Raw genomic sequence first — 23,979 nt, forward strand, 5'->3', positions numbered from 1 at the left:
TTGTACAAGTATGGACGAGACTAGCAATAATTTTTCTTCAATAATAAAAAAGATTCACGAATTGAATCGTGAATCTTTTAAGCATTATTCCTTTTTCGTTAACTGGAGTGCTTTCTTAATATCCTTGAACGAATTAGATTTCCCGTACATCAGCACTCCGCCTTTATAAACTCTTCCGCCAAAGACAGCCAGAATGATGATGGAAGCAGCCAATACGCCCATACCTAAAATCGGCTCCCACACTGGAAGGCTCAGCATACCTGCCCGCATGAACATCAGCATTGGTGTAAAGAACGGAATATAAGAGGTAATAGTAATGAATGTCGTATCTGGGTTATTCAAACCAAACATCGCAATCATAAAGCCTGCCACTACCATTAATGTCATTGGAGTAATCATTTGCTGTACATCCTCAATGCGGCTGACAAGCGATCCGAGGAATGCTGCAAGCGTTGCATATAAGAAATAACCGAGAACAAAAAATACAACAGCATAGACGATGGTTGCAGCAGGAATGCCGCTAAAACCAAGAAAGCCATCAAGTGTGCTCATATTATCATTATTTGTAACAGAAAAATACCCTGCTACAAGCAGAACCGCCAGCTGGGTTATACTCACAAGCCCGATACCTAGAATCTTTGCAAACATATGTTTAATCGGCGACACACTGGAAATCAGAATTTCCATAACCCGTGATGATTTTTCCGTCGCTACCTCCATTGCTATCATGTTAGCATATAGGATAACTGCAAAATAAATGAGGAATAACAGCACATAGACAAGTCCTCTTGCCTGGTTTAATTCTTCCTCTGTTTTCGCATTCTTTTCAAGGGCAAAATGCTCAAATGGCACTGGTTCGTTTAATTTCTCCAGCTGTTCACCAGAAAGATTCAATTGTGCTGCTGCCAGCTGACTCTTAACTGCTTGAACGATAGTTTCTATGCTAGTTGCTGTAGCTGAATCCGTTATATCCATACTATAATAGGATGCTTCAGGTAAATTTTCACTATCATAGTCAAGAATCAGCAACCCTTGATAGGAATCATCCTCTACCTTTTTCTTTGCTTCTGACTCACTGTCTACATAGTGCTCCAGTTCCATTCCTTCTTGAATCGATTCTGACATGGCTGCAACAGATGGATACAGTTCGTTCGTTTTGTCGATGACCGCAATTTTATCAGCTCCATCCTCATCATTGAACATGTCGATGATAGATTGGAGATTTGTTAAGCCAAGGATAAGCAGTAATGTAATAATCGTTGTAATAATGAATGATTTCGTTTTTACCTTTGTCCAGTAAGTATGGAATAAGATAATCCAAAAGCTATTCAAGTGAAGCACCTACCTTTTCGATAAAGATATCATTTAAAGTCGGCTCCTCAAGCGCAAATTTTCGGATGAAGCCCCTTCCAACAATATCCTTCAGAATATTCTCTGCAATTTCCTCTCCTTCAATTTGCAGTGCCGCGCCTTCTGTCGTCTGTTTCAGCTTAACAACACCAGGAAACTTAATTAAATAAGTCAAATCAAAATCAGCATGGATCGTGACATTTTTCTTCCCGAAGCTTCGTTTGATTTCCTTCAAGCCGCCATGTACTACCGGCTTTCCTTTATGCATGATACAAAGGTTCTCACACATCTCTTCAACATGCTCCATCCGGTGACTAGAAAAAACAATGGTCGTGCCTGAATTCTTCAAGTCGATAACAGCACTTTTCAACTGCTCCACATTAACTGGATCTAAACCGCTGAATGGCTCATCTAAAATAAGCAGCTTCGGCTTATGTAGAACCGCACTGATAAATTGAATTTTTTGCTGATTTCCCTTTGAAAGCTCCTCCACTTTTTTCTCAAGATATTCAGGTACTTTAAAACGCTCCAGCCAATACTTCAGCTCCGTTAGTGCTTCCTTTTTGTCCATGCCGCGCAGTCTTGCTAAGTAAACAAGCTGGTCCTTTACCTTTAGTTTCGGGTAAAGTCCCCTTTCTTCAGGTAAATAGCCAATTTCTGGACTTGTCGAATAGTTAATTCCCTGACCGTTCCAAGTTATGGCCCCTTCACTTATATCCAATATTCCGAGCAGCATGCGAAAGGTTGTCGTTTTACCTGCACCGTTTCCGCCCAGAAATCCAAACATTTCATTTTCGGGAATTGATAAAGATACATTATCTACCGCAACAAATGAACCAAATCTTTTTGTTACATTTTTTATTTCTAATGCCATTTCCGATCTCCTCCTTCACCTTTCATACGAAAAGATATGCAGAAAGTTTCACAAATAACTGTAAAATTGGACAAAACAAAAAAAAATCCCATGAAGCAAAAACTTCACGGGATTTTTCAAGCTCTAATGAGATAAAAAGACGAGCTGATACAAAAATAATACGGCAAATATATAAACGAGCGGGTGAACAGATTTACCCTTGCCTGTAACTAATTTCAACAACGGGTGAGAAATAAATCCTAGCGCAATCCCTGTTGCAATACTTGAAGTAAGCGGCATGCTTAAGATAACAAGGAACGCTGGGAAAGCTTCATCAAATTCAGACCAACGCACTTTTGCAATAGCTCCCATCATTAAGCTTCCGACAATGATAAGTGCTGGTGATGTGATTGCGGATAATCCTGATACAGCACTAACAAGCGGTGCAAAGAATGCAGAAAGTATAAATAAAGCTGAAACAGTAACGCCTGTTAAGCCTGTTCTTCCTCCAGCTGCAACTCCTGAAGTTGATTCAATAAATGCTGTTGTCGGGCTTGTTCCAAACATTGCTCCAATGGAAGTACCAACAGAGTCTGCAAGCAGTGCTTGTCTTGCTTTAGGCAGACGATTATTCTTCATTAAGCCTGCTTGCTCTGCAACACCGACCATTGTTCCAGTCGTATCAAAAATCGTTACAAGTAAGAAGGAGAACACGACTGCATATAAGCTATGCTGAAACACATCTCCGATTGCCGCAAAAGGATTTGTGATAATTAATCCTTCTGGCAGATGTGGAACACCAGCAATTCCTTCCGCAAACGAAAGCTGTCCAGTAAAGAATGCAATAATACCTGTTGCAATCATGCCTAAGAATAAAGCGCCTTTGACATTCATCGCAAATAAAATAATTGTAATAGCAAGACCAACTAATGCAAGCACAACAGCTGGTGACTGTAAATCGCCAAGACCAACTAGATTTTCTTTATTATCAACAATGATACCTGTCTGTCTTAAGCCGATAAAAGCAATAAACAAACCGATACCTGCCGTAATTCCATGCTTCAGGTTTTCCGGAATCGCTTCAATCAGCCTTTCCCTGAATGTTGTTAAAGATAGAATTAAAAAGATAATTCCTGCCACGAAAACAGCAGATAAAGCAATAGTGTAATCAATACCGCCATGACTGCCTACAACTGAATAAGCAAAATAAGCATTCAAGCCCATACCAGGTGCAATTGCAATCGGATAATTAGCAAATAAAGCCATCCAAAGTGTACCGATTACTGCTGCAATAATTGTTGCCATAAACACTTGGTCAAAAGGAATTCCTGCACTTGATAGGATAACAGGGTTTACAATAACGATATAGACCATTGTCAAAAAAGTGGTGAAGCCGGCCGTTATCTCCGTTTTCACATTTGTATTGTTCTCTTTAAGTTTAAACATGTATACCTCCAAAAAAACGAACATTTTAACACAACTCTTATATATTATTCGCTTTCTAACAATAATGCAATCTTTTTCTTACGCTTCCAATAGAATAAACGGTCCATTTCTTTGTGCACAAACAAAAAGGAAGATAGTAATAGCAGTTGCCTCTGCTCTTTCTATCTTCCTTCAACTTAGCGATTTTTATTTGTTTTACAGCGATTTTTCTGCAGAAAAATGCTCTTCTAACAATGCCAATTTTTTGTCTGTATACTCCTCAAAGCTGTCATTATACGTTTTAGGATCTTTTGGATTAGAGAACTGCGTAATTTTTCCTGTAACTGGGTGTATAAATTTACTTGATGCCCCACATCCAAGGCCAATTACCGTTTGAAGCTCCTCCATCATCATAATATTATAGATGCTTTCCTGACCGATTTTTGAGTAGCCGACATTCTCCAAATTCCCAAGAATGTTCTTTTGTCTATACAGATAATATGGTACATACTCATACTTCTCTGTCCAATCTTCAGCCATTCTCATCATCTCTTGTATTTCATCTCTGTCTGCAACCTTGTATCGCGCCTTGTTTCGTGTCATTTCAGAGGCACGTTTAAAGGAAAGGGTATGAACTGTCAGTGATTCTGGCATCAGTTCCTCTGTTTGGTCAAGGCTGTGCTGGAACTCTTCAACACCTTCTCCTGGAAGACCGATAATTAAGTCCATATTGATATTATTCATTCCATGCTGTCTAGCCAGATGGTACTTATCAATTGTTTCTTCAACTGTGTGATGTCTTCCGATGGCCTTTAATGTTTGCTGAGTATACGATTGTGGATTGATGCTGATTCTGTCAATATTCCACTTATTCAGTACTTCTAGTTTTTCTGGCGAGATTGTGTCTGGTCGGCCTGCTTCTACCGTTATTTCTCTTATACTTTGCACATCAGGGAAGGATTGATTCATTTGCTCATAAAGCATGTCCATTTCCTCAGCTGTTATGCTTGTAGGTGTTCCTCCACCATAATAAACTGTTGTGATTTTAATATTTTTAGATTTAAGCCATTCCCCTGTCTTCTGTATTTCATAATGAAGACCGCCTAAGAAGGAAAATACAGACCCTTGTCTTCCGTTTATTGCATATGCCGGGAATGTGCAATAAGCACATTTTGTTGGACAAAATGGAATTCCTATATAAATGCTTACTTCCTTCTTCAAGTCATATAAATCAGGAATGACAGCAAGCTGCCTGTCGATAATGCGCTGCATAAGATCGATTTTTTCGTCTGACATTAAATACTCTTCCTTTAATGCCTGATGCGCCTCAACTTTTGGTGTATTATTTTGCATATGCTTATGAAGCAGCTTTGTCGGGCGAATCCCTGTCAGGATCCCCCATTTTTGAATCATGCCTGTCAAATCTTGCAGTACCTTTAAATACACTTGAGAAATCGCATTTTTTTGTTCTTTAAATCTTTCCTTCTCATCAAGGTTTGCTAAATCCTTTTCACAATTGAATGGCTGTCTGCCATCCAAACTTCCTTCCACAAAATACCTGTCTTCGTCTTCAGAAACATTAAAATAAATGATAATTTCCGCTTCATCTTCCGGAGTGAAAGTCACCTTTGTATCTTCAAAAAACAAGTTGCCGATATGCTCTAATGGTCTGATTAACCTGTCATCTTGCAACCCGCTTATCGTAATTGATTTCATCTTTATAGTCACCTTATCTATCATAGTTATTATTTATTCTAAAAGCCATTATACTTCAGTCTACAAAAAGTGACCAGCCAGGTCAAAGTATTGTTAATAAAACCAAAAAATCCCTATGCATTTGCAAGGGATTTTTTTTGGTTATATATAAATTAATAAATGCTATTTAATAATATTCATCTTGCGGAGAAACTCAATCGGCTGTTGTTTGCGGAAATGCTCCTTCACCATATAAGCAACCCCGTCCTGATTGTTGGACCTTGTTACCCAATCTGCCGAAAACTTTAGTTCACTTGGTGCATTGCCCATGGCAACACCTAGGCCGACTGCTTCTATCATTTCCTTATCGTCAAGACTATCACCAATAACGACTATTTCTCTTCGATTAATCCCAAGATGCTCAGCCAAATAAAGCAGGCCATTCAACTTGTTAACGCCCTCAGGCAAAATTTCAAGGCGCAAATCATTCATTTGAACAATATTGACTTCCTCAAACATTTTGTCTAGAACCTCTTTTGCATCTAAACAATCCTTCTTCTCTTCGAAATACACTTCTATCTTAGGGGCACTGACTGGCTCCTCCAGCAAAACCTCACTGAGGACGTCGACAAACTGATGGGAGTAGAACACAGGATCACCTGAGTTAAACACAGTTTTGGCGAGCATATTATGATTAAGCCTTGACTTGTTAGCAAGGGAAAACTTCTCATGCACAAGTCTGATTTGGCAAATAAACCCTTCAAGGAAACGGACAATTTCATATGTAAGCTCTTCTGTCAGTCTGTTTACGTATAATGTTTGATCCGCATTGTCCGAAATAAGTGCACCTTGATGTGTCACAATATAATTCTCCAGCTTTAAAGCTTTTGCAACCTTTCGTGCTGAAGGCAGGCTTCTTGATGTGACTAATGTTACATAAATGCCTTTTTGCTGGACGTACTCTATTGCCTCTTTAGAGGATTTACTCAGACGCCCATTTGATTGGATAAGAGTCCCATCAATATTTAAAGCCAATAAGCGATAAATCATCTTGTTCCCCCCAATTTCAGTTTCTAATGTCTTTATATATCATGTATGAAAAAACTCCCTACATTAGAACCCGCGGTCTTTAATTCCCCCGGCTAACTGCAACAAAGACAATCAATATTTTTTGGAAACATTTACAAATCATCTATGCGAATATATCAGCAAACTTTTAGCAAACTATTGAATGTAACATCCAATTCACTTAAGGAGGAAACAACAATGTCTAACAATTCTAATCAACTTTTAGTACCTGGAGTATCTCAAGCTTTGGATCAAATGAAATATGAAATTGCGACTGAGTTTGGAGTAAACCTTGGTGCTGAAACTACTGCACGTGCCAATGGTTCTGTTGGTGGAGAAATCACGAAGCGTTTAGTACAAATGGCTCAACAACAGTTACAAGGCTCTAAATAAGAGTCTGCTGCTATTAGCTAAACAACTGTATACTTGGAATTGTGCCCAAAGCTTAGGCTGTGGGCACTTTTTTCATTTGAAAGAGCTGTCCAAAATTTGCTTTAAGCTTAGACTAAACTATTGAGGTAGAATCATTTATATTTTTTTCTCAGTAAAGGGGAAATAATGATAGCTCTATTGTGTTAGCCGCGCTAAGCTGCATCGGTGGTGAACTGGGCTGTCTTGCTAATCCTTAAGGATTCACTCAAATTGTCATATAAAAAGAGGATGAGATGAGACAGGAATTTTTATTATTGTTTTTGAACAAAAACACAAAAAACCAAACTATTAATCAATAATGAAAAAATAGTTCGGTTTTTAAATGAGACTTACATACTAATGTCTCAGCCTATTTGCATAAATTATTGTTGTGGTGCACCGTATAATTCTTCAAGCGGCTTCATGATAATTTGGTTAAGCTCAGCAATTACCATGCTCATGCGTTGTTCTGCTTCCATCAATTTAGAGATGGACTCATGCTGTTGCACCAATGCCACTGTCTTTTGGGCTTGTTCTACTTCTTCTTGTGTAATTTCAATCCCTGACATTTGCTTTTGCTGCAGCTGCATTTGGATGTTGCGGAAGTTTTCAAACATTGCCTTTGCAGATGGATCACCATTTACTAAGTCATACATTTTTTTTAAGTTTGTATATTCATCACTTTGACGAATAGCTTTTTCCAGCTCATAACCTGCATCATGAAGGTTTACTGCCATATTAAACAACTCCTTTTTAACAATTGTCTCCACTATAACAAACTATGCTCTATATTGCCAGAAAGACCCTTTATTTCCTAGTGGTAAGATAACATGTACCTCTAACAACGTGATTATGTTTATATGTTATCAACTCGAAACGACTTAGATAACTTCCCTTTTCACCCATCCCTTCATGCACAAATTATTTGCTTTAACATACGATAATATCAGCTTTAGCCTATGTATTTTAAATAACTATCACCTTATAAATGAGGAATTGCGATGAGAATAAATTTGCTTCCGCTGTTCATAAAAGAAAATTCATCCTTTCCTGCAAACAAGGAGCCAATACTGCGTATTAGCACTTCCTTATTCCATTTCTGGGAAATAGAAAATAATAATCCTGTTATGCTCCAGTTAGGCAGCATGGCAGTTCCTGTATTAGTTGAAGCTGTTCATGATGATAAACAAGTTATCTCTTTCAGTGACAGCTTGACCCAAACGTTAATGCTTCCAAATCAGGAATTAACACTGCTCAGCTTTTTTGAAAAGCAGAGCCGTACACTTACACTTGGTCCTGTAATAGCAATATTGACTGATGCTCCTGTATTTGATTTGGATAGCGGTGCTTCCTTCCGCTCCATTCATCAATTTTGCCAAGAATTCCAGCAAGAGATTGCGCGCATTGGCGGAATTCTGTATGTTGTATGCCTCGATGATTGGATGGAGGGCTATGTTGACGGCTATTCCTATCAACAGGATAAATGGATAAAAGCATCTCTCCCATATCCTAATGTTGTTTATAACCGCCTTCATCTCCGAAAGGCAGAAGCAAGCAATAAGTTCAATGAGCTAAAAAAGGATTTAGCTCAGCAAAATATTCCGATTTTTAACACACAATTTTTTTCTAAATATGATATATCCGAAATGCTTCAAAGTGACAATATATTAAGAAATCATGTCCCAGAGACAAACTTGCTCTCAAAAGAAACGCTTGAACTAATGGTAAAAAAACACCATACACTTTATATTAAACCGATTCACGGCAGTCAAGGCCGGCAAATTATCCAATTGCGCAAAGAAGAAAATGCTTGGAAAACGAGCATTTCTTCCGGGAAAGAAAAAGGAAAAATTCACTTCTTTTCCACAATTGAAAAGCTCTGGAAATGGCTGCAACGGTTCACACAAAAACGCGCCTATATTTGTCAGCAAGGAATTAATTTTCAGCAATACCATAACCGCTCCCTTGATTTTAGAATTCTTTGCCATAAGGATATTCGGCAGAACTGGAAAATCACCTCCATTGTCGCCAGATGCGCTCAACCTGACTCGTTTGTCGCCAACTTGTTTCAAGGAGCAGAAATGATTCCTGCAAAATCAGTTCTCCAAACATTATTTGGCGAACATTTAGGAAAAAGTGTTGAGGTTCAATTCAAGGACATTTCCCTGCAAACAGCCGCTGCTCTCACCTCTCAAATAGATGGAGACATAGGTGAGCTTGGCATTGATATGGGCATTGACGTACATGGTGATCTATGGATTATAGAAGTTAATTCTAAGCCTTCAAAAAACCTTGATTCTGCCATAAACAAAGTCAGACCCTCTACAAAGGCATTACTGGAATATTGTCTAAGTCTTTCTTTTCCACATATAAATAAAGGAGAAAAACAAGATGTCTAGTTTCGGTATTATGACACTTTCATTAGAAAATGAAAAAAGCTATATCACAGAGATTGCTAAATTCGGTGAGGCTACAGGCTTTAATGTTTATCAATTTGTCCCTTCCAGCTATAATCCCCTTACTGAAAAGGTATCTGGCAAGGTTTTTGACAAGGATAAAAACGCTTGGTATAAACAAGACTTTCCTATTCCGGACTTTTTATATGACCGCTGTTATTATCAGGATGACGCTCATTCTAGACAGTGCAAAAACATTGTCGAGTGGCTGAAGCAAAAGGAAGATACAGTCTTTATCGGCAATGGGTTGCCAAACAAGCTGAAGCTTTACGATGTCTTAAAGGCTTCCAAACTGAATGCCTATATACCAAAATCGAAGCCGGTACTTTCAGCTGAAGAGCTATTGGAGGAACTTAGCTTTGTTAATCCTATAATGATAAAACCGATAAACGGCTCACAAGGTAACGGCATTTATTTCATAAAAGAACAAAATAGCTGTATACATGTAAGAACAGACAAAAAGGCAAAGCATGTAGAGCATATTTTTTCCGATAAAGAAAAATTCTCCCGCTGGCTGGCACAGCTGCTGCAAAAGAATGACTACTTCAGCCAAGTTTATCTTCCTTTATGCACTGCTCAAAAACAGCCCTTTGACATTCGAGCCTTACTCCAAAAAAATGAACAAAATACATGGGAGATTGTTGAAAAAGGAATCCGACTCGGTACAGAGGGCAGAATTATTTCTAACCTTAGCGCTGGAGCAGCCGTAATACCATTTAAAGAATGGCTGGAGAATGCTCCATACACAATGAAGAGTTTTATTGAAACTGAAATAGATGATATTTTGACAACCCTCCCTCCCATTTTGGAGCAAACATTTCCTGCTCTTTTTGAGTTAGGTGTCGATATTGGCATAACAGAGAATGGCTCGCTGTGGATACTTGACGTTAACAGTAAGCCTGGCAGAAAGGTCATCCTGCAAGCATATCCAGATTTAAGTGGAAAGCTGTACAGAGCACCATTAGCCTATGCAGCCATGCTGAGAGATGGACAGAGGAGGAACAGCAATGAAAAAACTTTATTCTATTGAAGTGATAGATGATTGTGAAAATACAATCCTGCTTCCTGCAGATGCCTCCATTCCTGCAAATCTCAAGCGAGTCGCCTTTGGAACAATAAAGGTAGAATGCTCCATTGCCTTGCAAAAATTCGGCGGCAATGTTGTCAGGATCAGCGAAGACTTATTGCAAACATTAAAAATCCCACCTGTTTCTCCTGTCTTACATGTTTTTTTTGAGGGAGACATTCTCTATCTCGGCCCTCTTGTTGGAATATTCACCTCTGGGTTCGGTTCTGGTGAGGTCAAACCCATTGGCGACCGCTCCATCATTTTCTCCAAGCTTTTAGCCGTGCAAAATACTGCTGGTGTTACTGCCTTTTTATTTGGAGCCCAGCATATTAACTGGGATGCAGGCACAATAAACGGATTATTTTATCATGATGGCTGGAAACGGTTTGAGGTGCCATTTCCCGATGTCATATATGACCGTATCCCAAACCGGCGCACAGAGAATATGCCGAAAATAAAAAGGGTGAAGGAGCGGCTCCAAAAGGATTACTTGATTCCATGGTACAATCCAGGTTTTTTTAACAAGCTCGACATTTATGAACGACTTCTTCAGGAGAACAGTATTGCAGACTTTTTGCCAGAAACCCATCCATTTACCTCCTTTTCCATCGTGGAACGAATGCTAGGAAACTATGGGCATATTTACATTAAACCGAAGAACGGCAGCCTTGGAAAAGGTATCCACCAAGTCATCTTTGATAAAAAGGATCAAAATTACTATATGCGCTTTAAAGAACAAAGCGGTGAGAAGCGGCTGTTGAAATTCGATACACTCGAAAAGCTCGTACAGCATATTACCGCAAAGCAAAACATTTCGAATTTGCTTGTTCAACAAGGCATACATCTAATGCGCTCTGAACAAAAACCAGTCGATTTCCGTGTTCATACCAATAAGAATAAACAAGGGATTTGGGAAGTTACGGCCATCGCTGCAAAGATTGCCGGCGCAGGCAGTGCTACTACACATATGAACAGCGGCGGTATTGTCAAAGCAATCGACGAGCTAACAGATCTTGATAAGAATCATGAATTGCTTAAGGAAAAACTGATCAGCTCAGCATTAAAAATCAGCAAATCATTGGAAAAGCATACGGAGGGTACAATCGCCGAAATCGGCTTTGATATTGGTATTGACCGTAAAGGGAGAGTATGGCTGTTTGAAGCAAATTCAAAACCAGGGCGAAGCATCTTTAAGCATAGCTCCTTAAAGAAGGATGATTTGCTTACAAGAAGATTGTCATTAGAATATGCCGTCTTCCTGCATGAACAAAGCATCAAAAAGCCTGAGGACATATACAGATGATAATCTATTATGATGGTAATGCAAAGACATGGCATTCCAATCATTCTGGTATCACATTAGGAAGCAATAACCAGCCGCTGTTGCCCTCATCCCCTTTTCCAATTGAACTTCTGCCATTTAAAATGATGACAAAGGGAAATAATATTGGGCCAATTGTCGGTGTGTTAACTTCCTATAATTCTAAAAACAAGCTTATTGGCAATCGTCCCCTTTTCGAGAAGCTGCAAAGAGAATTAGATGTGTTCGGGGGGATGATTGTCATCTTTCCTCCCGAACAACTAACAAACATGAAAGTGGATGGATTTACGTACATCCCCTCTCAAGATAAATGGTTGCCCATTACAACCCCTCTTCCACATGTAATCTATAATCGTGTTCCATTCCGCAAGACTGAGGAAGGCTATTCTTTTGCAGCAGCCATTGAGCTTATTAAAAATAATGACCTTCCTTTTTTTAATCCGCACTTCATTAATAAGTACGAATTAAGTCAACTTCTTAAACAGGATAAAATGCTAAAAAACTGCCTTCCTGACACTGAATTGCTTCACTCAGAACAAACATTAACAGATTTCATAACAAAATATGGCTCTATTTATGTTAAGCCAGCAGCAGGATCTAAAGGCAAGAATATTTACAGACTCAGCAAAAAAAAGGATTACACCTTACTCCTGCAAAGTATTCAAGGAGAACAGCATTTTTCCTCACTACACGAAGTAGTTAATGAGTATTTGCCGATATGGATTACAAAAGAACATATTATCCAAGAGGAAATAAATGTGGACGTTTTTAATGGGCATCGCTATGACTTTCGGATACTTGCAACATTTCTTGATGGCAATTATGTAATGACTGGAGTTGGCATAAGGCAATCCTCTCTTCAGGATGTCACTACACATGTGCCTGCAGGCGGAAAAATCATTCCATATGAGCTTGTACAAAATCAGGAGCATGACCGTTTTTTTCAGCTTGCTGTTGAACATTGTGGTGCATTGCTAACAAACAGGTTTGGCTTTTTCGGCGAATTTTCAATCGATGCCTGCATAGATAAAAACGGTAATTATTATATTTTTGAAGTAAATTCGAAACCAATGCTGTTTGATGAGCCTGAAATTGAAACAAACCGCTGCAGACAGCTTGCCAAACTTTTCTATGAGCTATCCGGCTTTTAAGCAGCCCGAATGAAATATATCTTCCTGACACATTCTAACAGCAGGAGGGATAATGATGGACAAAAAATACGAAGACACTGGCTTTGAAGGCAGAGAAAAAGCTTATGTAGACATCGACAGAATGATAAATGAAGGCTTATCTGGCGGAAAAGTATTTCGACACGACAGCACCACGAATATAGAAGAAGCAAGAGAACTGGCAGAAGAAGACCCCCCACATGTTTCAGAGTGAATAAGCAGCTAAGGTGAAACACAGCTATATCCGGCTGTGTTTTTCATTGCCGTTTTTCCGCAACTATTATAAGATTAATGGTAGCGATTTCACATTACTAAGATAATGCAATTCACCCTTATAGGAGGGATAATGATGAAGCAAAAATTATTAACCTATTTTCATGGTGCAGTAGAGCAAACAACACCTCCTTCCGATTTCCAGCTTGATAGCTACCATTGGTTTCACATTGATGGGGAAAACGGGTGGTTTGGGTTTCAAAAAAGCGAAATGGACCTTTCCCAATTCGATTTATTAAAAACCTTATTTAATCATTATTTGCCAGAAGGAATAAAGGAAAATCGTGAAGAAACTATGTGGAGCGAATATTTGTATTTTGGCGGCATGCTTCCAGATAATCCGTGTGAAAACTTCCGAATCATCCAATTTCAAATAAATGATCCACATGTCGACAAAGACGCAATTGAAACTGTATTTAAAGGGTTTACTCATAGCAGCAGTATGGTAATCTGGAATGGTGCTAACAGAGGAATTATCGTAGAACGTAACGGAAATTTCCTAGAAGACGAGGAATATTCCTCTTTTGCAGAGGCTATTCAGTCTGATTTTTATTTTACAATAACCTTTTATATAGGAAAAGTTATGGCGTTTCTTACAGAAAGTGCAGCAATATTCTCGCAAGAAAAAAGTTTTTTCACAGCAGGCTTGGCTATAAATCCTGGAGACAGAACTCTTTCTTTTGAGACAATTCTGCCCCACTTACTCATAAGCAGACTTGGTGACCAAGAACTGGAGCCCTTTAAAAAATGGTTCTCCATCCTGGAGGAAGATAAGGAATTGCTTCTCACGATAAAAACATTTATTGAAAACAATGGACATAATACTAATACAGCAAAAAAACTGTTTATCCACCGCAATACATTACAATATCGACTTGATAAGTTCACTGAAAGAACAGGGCTGCCATTAAAAAACTATCATAACTTTTTTACAGCCTATCTTGCTTGTTTATACTTTAGCAATAATAAGCCTAGAAGTTAACAATCGACAAGAACGTATGTTTCCATTTATTTACTGGTCAACTCTAACTTCCTATCATATAATAGAGCATTAGAATAATAACTTTTATGTTAGAAAGAAATGAGGATCAATAGTTTGAAAGGTACAGCACATTCTTGTATTGGCGCAGGGGTTGGATTTGCAGTTGCCAATTATGTTGATGCCGCTCCATCCACTACTCTTCTTTTAGTTGGAATTGGCGGTATTGCGGCACTTATGCCTGATATGGACATTGACGGTAAGCTGAGTAATAAAATAACCATATCCCATAAGGTATTTCGAGCAATTGCTCAAGCGGTTGGCGCGCTGATGATTTTATACAGTATTTATGCTGGAAACGAAACAGAGCTTTTATTCAGTATAGGAGCAGGGCTTGCCATTATCCTGATTTCTTGTCTGATCAAGCAACGGCATATGCTAACGATAACGGGGGCTGGTGTCCTGTTTGGCGGGATTTCTCTTCAGGAAACCTGGCTAATACTTTTGGCGATTTTCATTATTATTGCCTCCTTCACCCCACATAGAAGCTATACCCACTCCATTATCGGAACCATTTATTTTGCTTATATTTCGTTCCAATTTGCACAATCACTGCAAATGGATGGTGTTTATTTAACATGTTTGCTTGCCTACATAAGTCATCTTGTCGCAGACATGTCTATTTTCCCCTTCAACAAAAGGGGCGTCAAATTATTTCTGCCCTTGTCATCAAAGGATTTCTAAACGAAGAGAGGACAAATGTCCCTCTCTTTTTTCATTCCAAAGAAAGCGCTTTATGCAAATTGTTCAAAACAAGCTGTTATTTTTCATGCAAACCGCCGATGGTGAAAACGTTATCAATCATGTTACATTATATATATCAAATTGCAGGGGGTATGGAACGATGGCAGAATTAGTATTGAAGAATATCTATAAAATATATGATGAAAAGGTAGAAGCTGTACGCGACTTTAATTTACATATTGAAGATAAGGAATTTATCGTGTTTGTCGGACCTTCAGGCTGTGGTAAATCTACAACACTTCGAATGATTGCAGGATTAGAGGATATTTCCAAAGGAGATTTCTTTATTGATGAACAGCGTGTCAATGACGTCGCTCCAAAGGATCGCGATATTGCAATGGTATTCCAAAACTATGCTTTGTATCCGCATATGACTGTTTACGATAATATGGCATTTGGATTAAAGCTTCGAAAATTCCCAAAAGCTGAAATTGATGAAAGAGTTAAAAACGCAGCAAGAATCCTTGGCTTAGAAGAGTATTTAAAGAGAAAACCAAAAGCTTTATCAGGTGGTCAGCGTCAAAGGGTTGCACTTGGCCGTGCGATTGTCCGTGATGCAAAAGTATTCCTTATGGATGAGCCGCTTTCCAACCTTGATGCTAAGCTTCGTGTACAGATGCGTGCAGAAATTTCAAAGCTTCACCAAAGACTGCAAACAACTACAATTTATGTAACACATGACCAAACAGAAGCAATGACAATGGCTTCAAGACTTGTTGTTATGAAGGATGGCGTAATCCAACAGGTCGGCGCTCCAAAAGAAGTATATGAAAAGCCTGAAAATGTTTTTGTAGGCGGATTTATCGGATCACCTGCAATGAACTTCTTTACAGGAAAAATCACTGACAATAAATTAGAGATTGGCAATGCATCATTCGTTATCCCTGAAGGAAAGCTGAAAATTCTTCGTGAGCAAAACTACATCGGCAAAGAAGTTGTTTTCGGAATTAGACCAGAGGATATCCATGATGAGCTTTTATTCTTAAGCAGCTCTGAAAATACGAGCTTTGATGCAAGAGTAGATGTGTTTGAATTGACTGGTGCAGAAAGCTTAGTCTACTCTACACTTGCTGGTAAAGAGTTTGTTGCACGCCTTGATTCAAGAGCTAATTTAGCAGCAGGAGCTACTGTACAATTAGGTTTTGATATGAACAAAGGCCATTTCTTTGACAAAGATTCAGAAAGCCGTATCCGCTAATACTGGAAAGAGGCTGGGACATCATAAGTAGTTAGGCTAGATTAAAACTGAACTATATTATCGAATGTCTATAATTCGATTAATAGTTCAGTTTTTTTAGTTTGTGTTTTCAATTTTAAATACAATAAATGAAAAATCTTAGTGGAATGGAGCGAAATGAACCATACTAATTTTAAAGCCAAAATTCATTAGAATCATAAGGTCCAATGTTTCAAAGTTAACTGGTATTATATTTTTTAGTATGAAATATTTTTGTCCTATCCCCCTTTTCTATTCCTGAATAAACACCAAGTCCTCCATCCCGCATGATTCGCATAATACAAGATGCGGGCATAAATGCTTCTCTAAATCTGGATAGCCGTTCTCTAGCTTCATTTGATCAATTGGCATATAAGCGCTGTAGTCATCATAATAATCCATGATTCTTCCCTTATCCTCTACCTGCTGTCCGCAATCCGTACAGACTTTATTAAGCTGTTCCAAGCCATTGCATAAAGGGCAAATATTCATTTCTACACCTCATTAATAAAAAAGTTTCCGTTTATTTTCTGTTTGATCAGAAAAAACTATTCGAGATCGATAATTCTACACACAATTAATTGGAAGATATTTCATCAAAAAATAAATGCATAGAAAAGCTCCTGTCAACCATAATAAGAGTACAAGCAGCGCATCAATGGACCATATCAAGCGATAGTAAGATTCTCTTACTTGCTGGTGCAACTCCAGCTGGTCCAACCAAAAAACTAATTATACAAGGAGCTGGAAACAAAATGGCAAACAACAATTCATCTAACAACCTATTAGTACCAGGAGTATCTGAAGCTCTAGACCAAATGAAATACGAAATCGCATCAGAGTTCGGTGTTAACTTAGGTGCAGAAACAACTGCTCGCGCTAACGGATCTGTTGGTGGAGAAATCACAAAACGCTTAGTACAAATGGCTGAACGTCAACTTGGCGGTTCTCAATTCTAATTTGCAAAACTTAATATAAAATGGCAAGAAGCCCCCATATATATGGGGGCTTCAGCAATTTATGCTCCTCTTTAACCTGCTTTCGAACCTTGTTGAAGCTGGTACATTTGATAATATCTGCCTTTAAGCTCCATCAATTCCTCATGATTTCCTTTTTCCACTATTTCACCGTGATCAAGAACGATTATTTGGTCGGCATTACGGATTGTAGAAAGACGATGAGCAATAATAAACGTCGTTCTTCCCTTTTTAAGAACCTCCATTGCCTGCTGGATAATCTGCTCTGTTTCCGTATCAATACTGCTTGTCGCTTCATCCAAGATAAGGATAGCAGGATCAAAGGCGAGTGCACGTGCAAAGGAAATGAGCTGGCGCTGTCCACTCGACAACGTGCTTCCCTTTTCGATAACCGGTTCATCATAGCCTTTCTCAAGATTTTTGAGAACTCTGTCTGCTCCAACATCCTTTAATGCTTTTTCAACCATCTCTCTTGTAATGGCAGGATTGTTGAGCGTCACATTAGAGGCAATCGTTCCTTTAAAGAGAAACGGGTCTTGCAAAACAATGCCCATATGCTTCCTTAAATCTTGTCTCGACATTTCGGAAATATCCATACCATCAATCGTTATTTTCCCTGACTGAATATCATAAAAACGGAACAATAAATTCATAATAGAACTTTTACCTGAACCGGTATGCCCAACAAGTGCAACCGTATCCCCGTGCTGCGCTTCAAATGAAATATCTTTTAAAACATATTCATCCTCCTTGTAAGCGAAGTTAACATGCTCAAATGCAACATTGCCTTTATATCTCGTAATGCTAGGCTTAGCTACGTCAATACCGTCCTCACGAAGCAATTCAAACACTCTGTCACCTGCGACTAGTGCCTGCTCTAAATTCGCCAATTGGTTGACGATGCCCTGAACTGGCTGAAACAAGCGGTTAATATAATCGACAAACGCGTAAAGAACACCTAATGAAATGGCAGAGGATACACTCAATGTCTGTCCTGCAACAAACCAGATAAATGCTACAAAAATAAGATTTCTGAGTACAGCGACTAAATTATGTGAAGTCAAGCTGTTCAAGTTCAGCATCTTGTTCTGGTACTTGAAATGCTCTTCGTTTAAAGTCTCAAATTCACTAGAGGTTTGTTTTTCCTTGCCAAATGCCTGAATGATATTCATCCCTTGAATGGATTCATTCACCATTCCATTAATATCACTAATTCTAGCTCTAATAACATGGTTATACTTTGCTGCAAAACGTCTGTATCCGATCATCCATAAATAAAGGATCGGCAGAAGAACAAGACAGATCGCCGCAAGCTTCGCATTAAGGATAAATAATGCAACGTATATGCCAATAATATAAATACCACTTGAAAAGAAGTTAGAAAGAACTGTCACATACAGCTCTCTGATTGCTTCTGTATCATTTGTTACCCTTGCAACAACCTTGCCTGCTGGCAGGTTATCGAAATATTTAATTGGCATCCGCTGAATTTGGGCAAAGACGTCCTCCCTCATCTTCTGGATTATTCTGTTTGCTGATTTCTGCAAGTATAGATGCTGTCCATATTGAAATACGGAAGCAATCATAACAAGCCCGAAATAAAAGGCCAGCAGTTTAATGATCGAGGGTACTTCTAGTTTAAAGAACGCAAAGACATCCTCCATACTGAGACGCTCTGCTTCATACTTGGCAACATCACCGCCTGAGGAAATCGTCAGAACCCCATCTTTATAGCTTCTTTCTCCATCAAAGCTGATATCTTCTTGGATAAACAAGAAGTTCCTTCCGACTTGAAAAATTCTCGCATCTGCTGTATCACTTTCTCCTGTCGGCTTAACTTTCGTGTACAAATTGCCACCATACTCGACTGCTCCTGCAGTTGAGGTAGTTTCGTACCATTTATTTTCAATCCCCATAATATGGTCATCGATAATTTTTTTGGCTATAAATGGGCCAGCTAAATCTGCAACAACCGCTATCGTCAGCATGATGAGAGCAAATATTATTATTTTTTTAAATTGTAATGCATATTGAAGCAATCTTCTTCCAGTGCTCATGCTTGCACCTCAATCCCTGTAGACTGTGCCGTTTTCGTTTGCTGAATTTCAAACTGCTCTTTATACCAGCCGTTTTTCTGCAGCAGCTGTTCATGTGACCCACGCTCCATAATTTTCCCGTCCTCTAGGACGATGATTTGGTCTGCATGCTGAACCGCTGTCATTCTATGTGTTGTAATAATGGTCGTTTTACCTGTACGTTCTTTTTTAATATTTTGGATAATATTCTGTTCTGTTTTGGCATCAACTGCAGATAAGGAATCGTCCAAAATTAAAATTTCAGGATTTCTTATTAAAGCTCTCGCGATAGAAATTCTTTGTTTTTGCCCGCCAGATAACGCAACACCCTTTTCTCCAACTAGCGTTTCCAGCCCTTCTGGAAGCATCTCAATATCCTGGTTAAATGAGGCTAAGCGAATTGCTTCCTCCAGCTGCTCCTCTGTTGCACTCTCCAAATTTCCAAATAGAATATTTTCTTTCACTGATTTTGAAAACAGAACATGATCTTGCGGCACATAGCCAATCCAGCTACGAAGCTTTTGCAAATTTATTTCGTCAATGCTCGTTCCATTGATGGATAGTTCTCCTTGTCCTTTTGGGTACTCTCTCAGCAGCTGCTTTACTAGTGTCGTTTTACCGCTACCGGTTTTCCCGACAACCCCAATAGTTTCGCCTCTGTTAACCCGCAAATTAATATCATTAAGGTTAGTTACGGCAGAAGACGGATATTGGAATTGTACGGAATCAAATAAAATAACATCAGGAACAACTAATTCTTTACTTGCACTAGGATTTAAGACATCTGGCTTATAATCTAATGTTTCCTGCACCCTGTCTAATGAAGCGTTGCCTCTTTGCATGACATTCATTAATTCACCAATTGCAAACATCGGCCATACAATCATTCCAAGGTAGACGTTAAAGCTAACAAGCTGGCCAATGGTTATTTGCTGCTGAAAAACAAGATAGGACCCGTAACCCAAGCCAATAATATAGCTTAACCCGACAAGTATACGAATCGTCGGTTCAAATAAAGAATCAATCTTCGCAACCTGAATATTTTTGTTATAAACGTCCTCTGTCATTTGATGAAATTCTTTTTCATCATCCTTCTCCAATACATATGCCCGAATAACACGGACACCACCGATTGACTGAAGGACACGATCATTTAAATCTCCAAAAGCATCCTGAGCCTCTGTAAATCGTTTATGAATTCGATCACCGTATATTTTCATGATGATAGCCATAATCGGTAGTGGCAATATCGCTGCAAGCGTCAGCTTCCAGCTTACTAAAAGACACATCGTAATAAGAATGGTAATCATAAACGCTGTAGAATCAATCAATGTTAATATTCCGAATCCTGCTGTAATACTGATTGCCTTCAAGTCATTTGTCGCCCTTGCCATTAAATCACCAGTACGGTTCTTTTGAAAAAATGTCGGTGTCATTTTAAGCAAATGTCCCATGAAATTGCTCCGCAGCTTTCTCTCTAACACAAAAGCGCCACCAAACAGCTTATACATCCAAAAATAGGTTATTGCGTATGAGCTAATTGTGATTATTGCCACCGCAGCAATATATTGCATTGTCTTTACGCTTGTCAACGAACCTACATTTATTTCGTCAATGAACATTCCGAGAATTTGCGGCGGCAAAATATCGATAACCCCCACAAGGATGAGTAAAGTGATGGCTATCGTATACCTTTTCCAGTGTTCTTTAAAAAACCATTTTAATTTAAATAAAATCGAAAACATATTTTTCTCCCCTCATCTCACAAAACTTAACTAGCCGCTTTCCAGATCCATTCTGCTTGCTCCAAAACTTCTGCTACCTACAATCATTAACATCTTCCTCCTTAAATTTGCAGTAATATATATAGAAAAGAGGCAAAATATATTTCCCTCTATTTCTCAAACACAAAAAAAGAGACAGACCGCCCCATGCGATCTGTCTCTTTTGATGCTTGTCATTTACATAATAGCCTTAAAATCGGCAATTATCCTTTGTGCATCAATTATCCAGAGAGAAGCAAAGGCCACTGATATATAAAATTCCCAGGTTGATATCCATCATTTTGTTGTTCCACATATCAGTCGCCTCCCTTCTTTTCATTAATTTTCCAATATAATATAATTGAAGATTAACATGCTCAAATATTAAAGTCAATTGCTAATATTTCGACAAATAATGCTTATAATTGGAAACCTACTAAATCCCCCCCTATTTCAGTATATTTATTCCTCCTTAAGTCGGAATTACTTTAGTATTTAAGTCACAATTTATCTAAATAACGTTTAAGCAACTGCCATTCGGGTACTTGATTGTTACATACAAAAAAAAATAATGGACGATTATCTTTAAAATAACATGCAGAAAAAAGGAGCGATAATAATGGAGACATTTTTGAAAAGGGTAACTCTTCATGAAAATATGACGGTAAAGGATATTCTTTCCTTTTACGAGGCAACAAAAAAATTCAATGTGAAATGTCAGCTTTTATGCAGCAAACACGTCGTGGAAACAACTAGCCTTCCGAAGCTTGTTTCTTTTTTCTTAACAGCAGGCTCAAAGCAGGATATTCAAATTAAATTAGAGGGAACACAGGCAAGCTCTTTCTGGAAGAGCCTTAAGGAAAACTCCTTTGTAAAGGCCTATAACCAAAATGGCATAGCTTAAATAAGAAAAAGCTTGAAATGCAACCATTTCAAGCTTTTTCTTATTTGCATTAGATACTAATTAACCATCATGAATGCAAGGCTATTTACTGTGCTGTCGACAACTCCTGGAATCGCTCCATCGACTCTTTTTCATCAAAGCTTGAAAAGATGCGGAAATGATCTTCATCAATAATTCTGAAATGCTGGCTGATGATGTTCTGCTGAAGAATAAATCCGTTTTTCCTATCTGCTTCACGCCACCATACTTTACCGCCAAGTGTTTTTTCTTTTCTGTAATCCATGCCGTCACGTGCTACTGTTTCTAACACTTCTAACGGCTCATTCCCAAACAGAAAACGCACTGTTTCTGTTTCTCTGAATAAAGCGCAAACTGCCACAACGGTTGACCAGCCTGCATACAATCTGCCTTTTTCAATTTGAACGAGAGTTTTTTTTGAAAGGCCAATAACCTCAGCCATCTTGTCCTGAGTGTAGCCTGCCTCCGTCCGTATTAAGCGCATTTTTTCCGATACATTAAAAATAATCTCTTCTCTTGTCAAAATGCATTCATTCCCTTATAAGTTATGTGTAATTTTACACTGTTATTTTTATTATAAGCCTATAAAAGACAAAATTCAATTTTTAGCTTGGTGAATTTAAGTGTCATTGTTATGGGAAGAAAAAATGCCTGCTAAATAGCAGACATATTTCTTTAATGCTGTTTGTAATTTTTCAATATATCCTGCAGCTTTTCTCCATGTTTAACCATTTCTTCGGCAGCATTTGTTACATTTGCAATTGCTGTAATTTGTTCGTCTGTTGAAGAGGCTACTTCCTCGACAGATGCTGCGTTTGATTCAGATACAGCCGAAATAGCTGTAATAGATTGGAGAATATGACTATTCTGCTCTACTACTGTCTTAAGCTCTGCACCAAGATCTTGAACTGCATGAATCGTTTCATTAACAGCTGAGGATATGTTTGTGAATTCATTTTCAGTGCCATTAACCGCGTTATTTAATTCCTCTGATTGTGTAGTAGTTTCAAATAATGCCTGGACTGTTTTTTCCGTTTCCTTTTCAATCGACTGAATCATTTCCTGGATTTGCTTTGTCGCAAGGTTTGTTCCTTCTGCAAGCTTTCTGACCTCACTTGCTACAACAGAGAATCCTTTGCCATGCTCACCTGCTCTGGCTGCTTCAATACTGGCATTCAATGCAAGCAGGTTCGTTTGATCTGAAATTCGGTCAATTGTAACAGTAATATTGGATATATCGAGAATCTTTGTATAAAGGCTCGATATTCCAACACTCACTTCGTCTGTAGCCCTTTTTGCAAGCTCATTCGATTTTTTCAGCTGATTGATCATTTCTTGCCCTTTTTTGGTTGCCGACTCTGAAACTTGAGCAGCATCCTTAATTTGATCATTTTTTTCATTCATTTTATTAATAGAATTATTTAATCTACCCATTTCCTTGTTTACGTCTTCTAATTCAGCCGCCTGCTCTCCAGCACCATGAGCCATATCTCCCATTGCTCTGCTTATTTCCTCTGAGCTTGCAGACGTTTGCTCTGCAACTGCTGACAGTTCTGCAGACGATTCAAGAATCAAATTACTGATATCACTGCTTTGACCAAGCAAATACTCAAGCTGGCCTTTTAAGCTTTCTATACTCAAAGCTAGCTTGCCAACCTCATCCTTAGAAGTATGAGAGAGCTCCTGTACGTTCAGATTCCCCTCCGATAGCCTCATGAAGGATTCGCTTACATTTGCTAATATCATAAATTTCCTTCTCCACGCTATGTAGAATACTATCGAAAGTACCACTGCTGAAATTATTACTGCTGCTCCAATCAATGCAAGAGGCTGTGTTAAGCCATTCTGAAACGCGTAATATCCAGCCATACCAGAAGCGGCTGCACCAACAAGGATAACTATAAATACAAGTGCCACCATTTTCGCCAATAAGCTTTCCCTCTTTTTCACTACCATCTATCTCCCTTCTAGCATACTTTTACTATCGAGGCACACCTCAATAATAAAGCGTTATCAAATTAACTTACTATTAAAAAACAACTACTTATTTACTAAGTCTATCGGCTTATAAAAACAAATATTAAGCTGTTTTTAAATTTTTTTTCTTCCTTTGAAGCATTTGCGCCCATTATGTTCAAACGGCGGCTTTTTTT

Annotated in this window: 22 protein-coding genes; 11 read left to right on the top strand and 11 right to left on the bottom strand. The window is 38.5% G+C overall.

All coding sequences use genetic code 11. From position 1 onward, the window contains the following. Window positions 1–84: 84 nt before the first annotated feature. From EM808_RS04340 to EM808_RS04360, 5 genes are all read right to left on the bottom strand, one after another. Window positions 85–1,332 (bottom strand): ABC transporter permease, encoded by a 1,248-nt coding sequence (locus EM808_RS04340; RefSeq protein ID WP_127736348.1) that lies wholly within the window; start codon window positions 1,330–1,332, stop codon window positions 85–87. Beyond that, window positions 1,325–2,224 (bottom strand): ABC transporter ATP-binding protein, encoded by a 900-nt coding sequence (locus EM808_RS04345; protein WP_127736351.1) that lies wholly within the window; start codon window positions 2,222–2,224, stop codon window positions 1,325–1,327. Before EM808_RS04345 ends, EM808_RS04340 begins: the two co-directional genes overlap by 8 nt. 123 nt (window positions 2,225–2,347) lie before the next feature. Beyond that, on the bottom strand, window positions 2,348–3,649 hold the full coding sequence (locus EM808_RS04350) for an NCS2 family permease (RefSeq protein WP_127736355.1): 1,302 nt from the start codon (window positions 3,647–3,649) through the stop codon (window positions 2,348–2,350). A 195-nt stretch (window positions 3,650–3,844) separates the two neighbouring features. Continuing rightward, window positions 3,845–5,344 carry a coproporphyrinogen III oxidase gene (locus EM808_RS04355; protein ID WP_127736358.1) on the bottom strand — a complete coding sequence of 500 codons (1,500 nt, stop codon included), beginning with the start codon at window positions 5,342–5,344 and terminating at the stop codon, window positions 3,845–3,847. Window positions 5,345–5,506: 162 nt separating this feature from the next. Next, window positions 5,507–6,373, bottom strand: coding sequence for a Cof-type HAD-IIB family hydrolase (locus EM808_RS04360; RefSeq protein ID WP_127736361.1), 867 nt, complete (start codon window positions 6,371–6,373; stop codon window positions 5,507–5,509). 216 nt (window positions 6,374–6,589) lie between these two features. Between EM808_RS04360 and EM808_RS04365 the strand changes: the two genes are divergently transcribed. Continuing rightward, the gene (locus EM808_RS04365) at window positions 6,590–6,784 is read left to right on the top strand and encodes an alpha/beta-type small acid-soluble spore protein (protein WP_127736364.1); all 195 of its coding nucleotides are present in this window, start codon (window positions 6,590–6,592) and stop codon (window positions 6,782–6,784) included. Between the two features lie 401 nt (window positions 6,785–7,185). Here the strand turns inward: EM808_RS04365 and EM808_RS04370 are convergent, their stop codons facing one another. Continuing rightward, entirely contained in the window at window positions 7,186–7,539 is a 354-nt protein-coding gene (locus EM808_RS04370; protein ID WP_127736367.1) for a YlbF/YmcA family competence regulator, read from the bottom strand. Between the two features lie 264 nt (window positions 7,540–7,803). On the opposite strand from EM808_RS04370, the gene EM808_RS04375 reads away from it, so the two are divergent. The 8 genes from EM808_RS04375 to EM808_RS04410 all read left to right on the top strand — a co-directional run bounded on the left by EM808_RS04375 (window position 7,804) and on the right by EM808_RS04410 (window position 16,071). Then, the gene (locus EM808_RS04375; RefSeq protein WP_127736370.1) at window positions 7,804–9,201 is read left to right on the top strand and encodes a YheC/YheD family endospore coat-associated protein; all 1,398 of its coding nucleotides are present in this window, start codon (window positions 7,804–7,806) and stop codon (window positions 9,199–9,201) included. After that, the gene (locus tag EM808_RS04380) at window positions 9,194–10,288 is read left to right on the top strand and encodes a YheC/YheD family endospore coat-associated protein (protein WP_127736373.1); all 1,095 of its coding nucleotides are present in this window, start codon (window positions 9,194–9,196) and stop codon (window positions 10,286–10,288) included. The genes EM808_RS04375 and EM808_RS04380 overlap by 8 nt, the downstream gene beginning before the upstream one ends. Beyond that, window positions 10,266–11,630 (top strand): YheC/YheD family endospore coat-associated protein, encoded by a 1,365-nt coding sequence (locus EM808_RS04385; protein WP_127736376.1) that lies wholly within the window; start codon window positions 10,266–10,268, stop codon window positions 11,628–11,630. The genes EM808_RS04380 and EM808_RS04385 overlap by 23 nt, the downstream gene beginning before the upstream one ends. Further along, window positions 11,627–12,799 carry a YheC/YheD family endospore coat-associated protein gene (locus EM808_RS04390; protein WP_127736379.1) on the top strand — a complete coding sequence of 391 codons (1,173 nt, stop codon included), beginning with the start codon at window positions 11,627–11,629 and terminating at the stop codon, window positions 12,797–12,799. Before EM808_RS04385 ends, EM808_RS04390 begins: the two co-directional genes overlap by 4 nt. Window positions 12,800–12,851: 52 nt before the next feature. Next, window positions 12,852–13,031 carry a hypothetical protein gene (locus tag EM808_RS04395; protein WP_127736382.1) on the top strand — a complete coding sequence of 60 codons (180 nt, stop codon included), beginning with the start codon at window positions 12,852–12,854 and terminating at the stop codon, window positions 13,029–13,031. Between the two features lie 135 nt (window positions 13,032–13,166). Continuing rightward, a complete protein-coding gene (locus tag EM808_RS04400) occupies window positions 13,167–14,072 on the top strand; it encodes a PucR family transcriptional regulator (protein ID WP_164849573.1) in 906 nt (301 codons plus the stop codon). 114 nt (window positions 14,073–14,186) lie between these two features. Continuing rightward, on the top strand, window positions 14,187–14,813 hold the full coding sequence (locus tag EM808_RS04405; RefSeq protein WP_127736388.1) for a metal-dependent hydrolase: 627 nt from the start codon (window positions 14,187–14,189) through the stop codon (window positions 14,811–14,813). A gap of 160 nt (window positions 14,814–14,973) precedes the next feature. Beyond that, the gene (locus EM808_RS04410; protein ID WP_127736391.1) at window positions 14,974–16,071 is read left to right on the top strand and encodes an ABC transporter ATP-binding protein; all 1,098 of its coding nucleotides are present in this window, start codon (window positions 14,974–14,976) and stop codon (window positions 16,069–16,071) included. 270 nt (window positions 16,072–16,341) lie between these two features. Here the strand turns inward: EM808_RS04410 and EM808_RS04415 are convergent, their stop codons facing one another. Next, window positions 16,342–16,581, bottom strand: coding sequence for a hypothetical protein (locus EM808_RS04415; protein ID WP_127736394.1), 240 nt, complete (start codon window positions 16,579–16,581; stop codon window positions 16,342–16,344). Between the two features lie 263 nt (window positions 16,582–16,844). On the opposite strand from EM808_RS04415, the gene EM808_RS04420 reads away from it, so the two are divergent. Further along, window positions 16,845–17,048 carry an alpha/beta-type small acid-soluble spore protein gene (locus tag EM808_RS04420; protein WP_127736396.1) on the top strand — a complete coding sequence of 68 codons (204 nt, stop codon included), beginning with the start codon at window positions 16,845–16,847 and terminating at the stop codon, window positions 17,046–17,048. Between the two features lie 71 nt (window positions 17,049–17,119). Here EM808_RS04420 and EM808_RS04425 read toward each other — a convergent pair whose 3' ends face one another. Then, window positions 17,120–19,123 (bottom strand): ABC transporter ATP-binding protein, encoded by a 2,004-nt coding sequence (locus EM808_RS04425; RefSeq protein ID WP_127736399.1) that lies wholly within the window; start codon window positions 19,121–19,123, stop codon window positions 17,120–17,122. Continuing rightward, window positions 19,120–20,886: an ABC transporter ATP-binding protein gene (locus EM808_RS04430; RefSeq protein ID WP_127736402.1), complete on the bottom strand. Its 1,767-nt coding sequence runs from the start codon at window positions 20,884–20,886 to the stop codon at window positions 19,120–19,122. The genes EM808_RS04425 and EM808_RS04430 overlap by 4 nt, the downstream gene beginning before the upstream one ends. A 637-nt stretch (window positions 20,887–21,523) precedes the next feature. Between EM808_RS04430 and EM808_RS04435 the strand changes: the two genes are divergently transcribed. Next, entirely contained in the window at window positions 21,524–21,808 is a 285-nt protein-coding gene (locus tag EM808_RS04435) for a hypothetical protein (protein WP_127736405.1), read from the top strand. An 85-nt stretch (window positions 21,809–21,893) separates the two neighbouring features. Here EM808_RS04435 and EM808_RS04440 read toward each other — a convergent pair whose 3' ends face one another. Both EM808_RS04440 and EM808_RS04445 read right to left on the bottom strand, forming a co-directional pair. Next, a complete protein-coding gene (locus tag EM808_RS04440) occupies window positions 21,894–22,349 on the bottom strand; it encodes a helix-turn-helix transcriptional regulator (protein WP_127736408.1) in 456 nt (151 codons plus the stop codon). A 152-nt stretch (window positions 22,350–22,501) separates the two neighbouring features. Continuing rightward, window positions 22,502–23,782, bottom strand: coding sequence for a methyl-accepting chemotaxis protein (locus EM808_RS04445; protein ID WP_127736411.1), 1,281 nt, complete (start codon window positions 23,780–23,782; stop codon window positions 22,502–22,504). Window positions 23,783–23,979: the final 197 nt, after the last annotated feature.

Source organism: Niallia taxi (genome assembly GCF_004005475.1).
Lineage (GTDB): Bacteria > Bacillota > Bacilli > Bacillales > Cytobacillaceae > Niallia > Niallia taxi.

Excerpts from the sequence above, each read along its gene's own strand:
- EM808_RS04370 (WP_127736367.1), bottom strand. The coding sequence starts at position 7,539 with ATGGCAGTAAACCTTCATGATGCAGGTTATGAGCTGGAAAAAGCTATT.
- EM808_RS04430 (WP_127736402.1), bottom strand. The coding sequence starts at position 20,886 with ATGTTTTCGATTTTATTTAAATTAAAATGGTTTTTTAAAGAACACTGG.
- EM808_RS04435 (WP_127736405.1), top strand. The coding sequence starts at position 21,524 with ATGGAGACATTTTTGAAAAGGGTAACTCTTCATGAAAATATGACGGTA.
- EM808_RS04400 (WP_164849573.1), top strand. The coding sequence starts at position 13,167 with ATGAAGCAAAAATTATTAACCTATTTTCATGGTGCAGTAGAGCAAACA.
- EM808_RS04420 (WP_127736396.1), top strand. The coding sequence starts at position 16,845 with ATGGCAAACAACAATTCATCTAACAACCTATTAGTACCAGGAGTATCT.
- EM808_RS04375 (WP_127736370.1), top strand. The coding sequence starts at position 7,804 with ATGAGAATAAATTTGCTTCCGCTGTTCATAAAAGAAAATTCATCCTTT.
- EM808_RS04360 (WP_127736361.1), bottom strand. The coding sequence starts at position 6,373 with ATGATTTATCGCTTATTGGCTTTAAATATTGATGGGACTCTTATCCAA.
- EM808_RS04395 (WP_127736382.1), top strand. The coding sequence starts at position 12,852 with ATGATGGACAAAAAATACGAAGACACTGGCTTTGAAGGCAGAGAAAAA.
- EM808_RS04410 (WP_127736391.1), top strand. The coding sequence starts at position 14,974 with ATGGCAGAATTAGTATTGAAGAATATCTATAAAATATATGATGAAAAG.
- EM808_RS04350 (WP_127736355.1), bottom strand. The coding sequence starts at position 3,649 with ATGTTTAAACTTAAAGAGAACAATACAAATGTGAAAACGGAGATAACG.
- EM808_RS04445 (WP_127736411.1), bottom strand. The coding sequence starts at position 23,782 with ATGGTAGTGAAAAAGAGGGAAAGCTTATTGGCGAAAATGGTGGCACTT.
- EM808_RS04355 (WP_127736358.1), bottom strand. The coding sequence starts at position 5,344 with ATGAAATCAATTACGATAAGCGGGTTGCAAGATGACAGGTTAATCAGA.
- EM808_RS04390 (WP_127736379.1), top strand. The coding sequence starts at position 11,627 with ATGATAATCTATTATGATGGTAATGCAAAGACATGGCATTCCAATCAT.
- EM808_RS04345 (WP_127736351.1), bottom strand. The coding sequence starts at position 2,224 with ATGGCATTAGAAATAAAAAATGTAACAAAAAGATTTGGTTCATTTGTT.
- EM808_RS04365 (WP_127736364.1), top strand. The coding sequence starts at position 6,590 with ATGTCTAACAATTCTAATCAACTTTTAGTACCTGGAGTATCTCAAGCT.
- EM808_RS04385 (WP_127736376.1), top strand. The coding sequence starts at position 10,266 with ATGAAAAAACTTTATTCTATTGAAGTGATAGATGATTGTGAAAATACA.
- EM808_RS04415 (WP_127736394.1), bottom strand. The coding sequence starts at position 16,581 with ATGAATATTTGCCCTTTATGCAATGGCTTGGAACAGCTTAATAAAGTC.
- EM808_RS04380 (WP_127736373.1), top strand. The coding sequence starts at position 9,194 with ATGTCTAGTTTCGGTATTATGACACTTTCATTAGAAAATGAAAAAAGC.
- EM808_RS04425 (WP_127736399.1), bottom strand. The coding sequence starts at position 19,123 with ATGAGCACTGGAAGAAGATTGCTTCAATATGCATTACAATTTAAAAAA.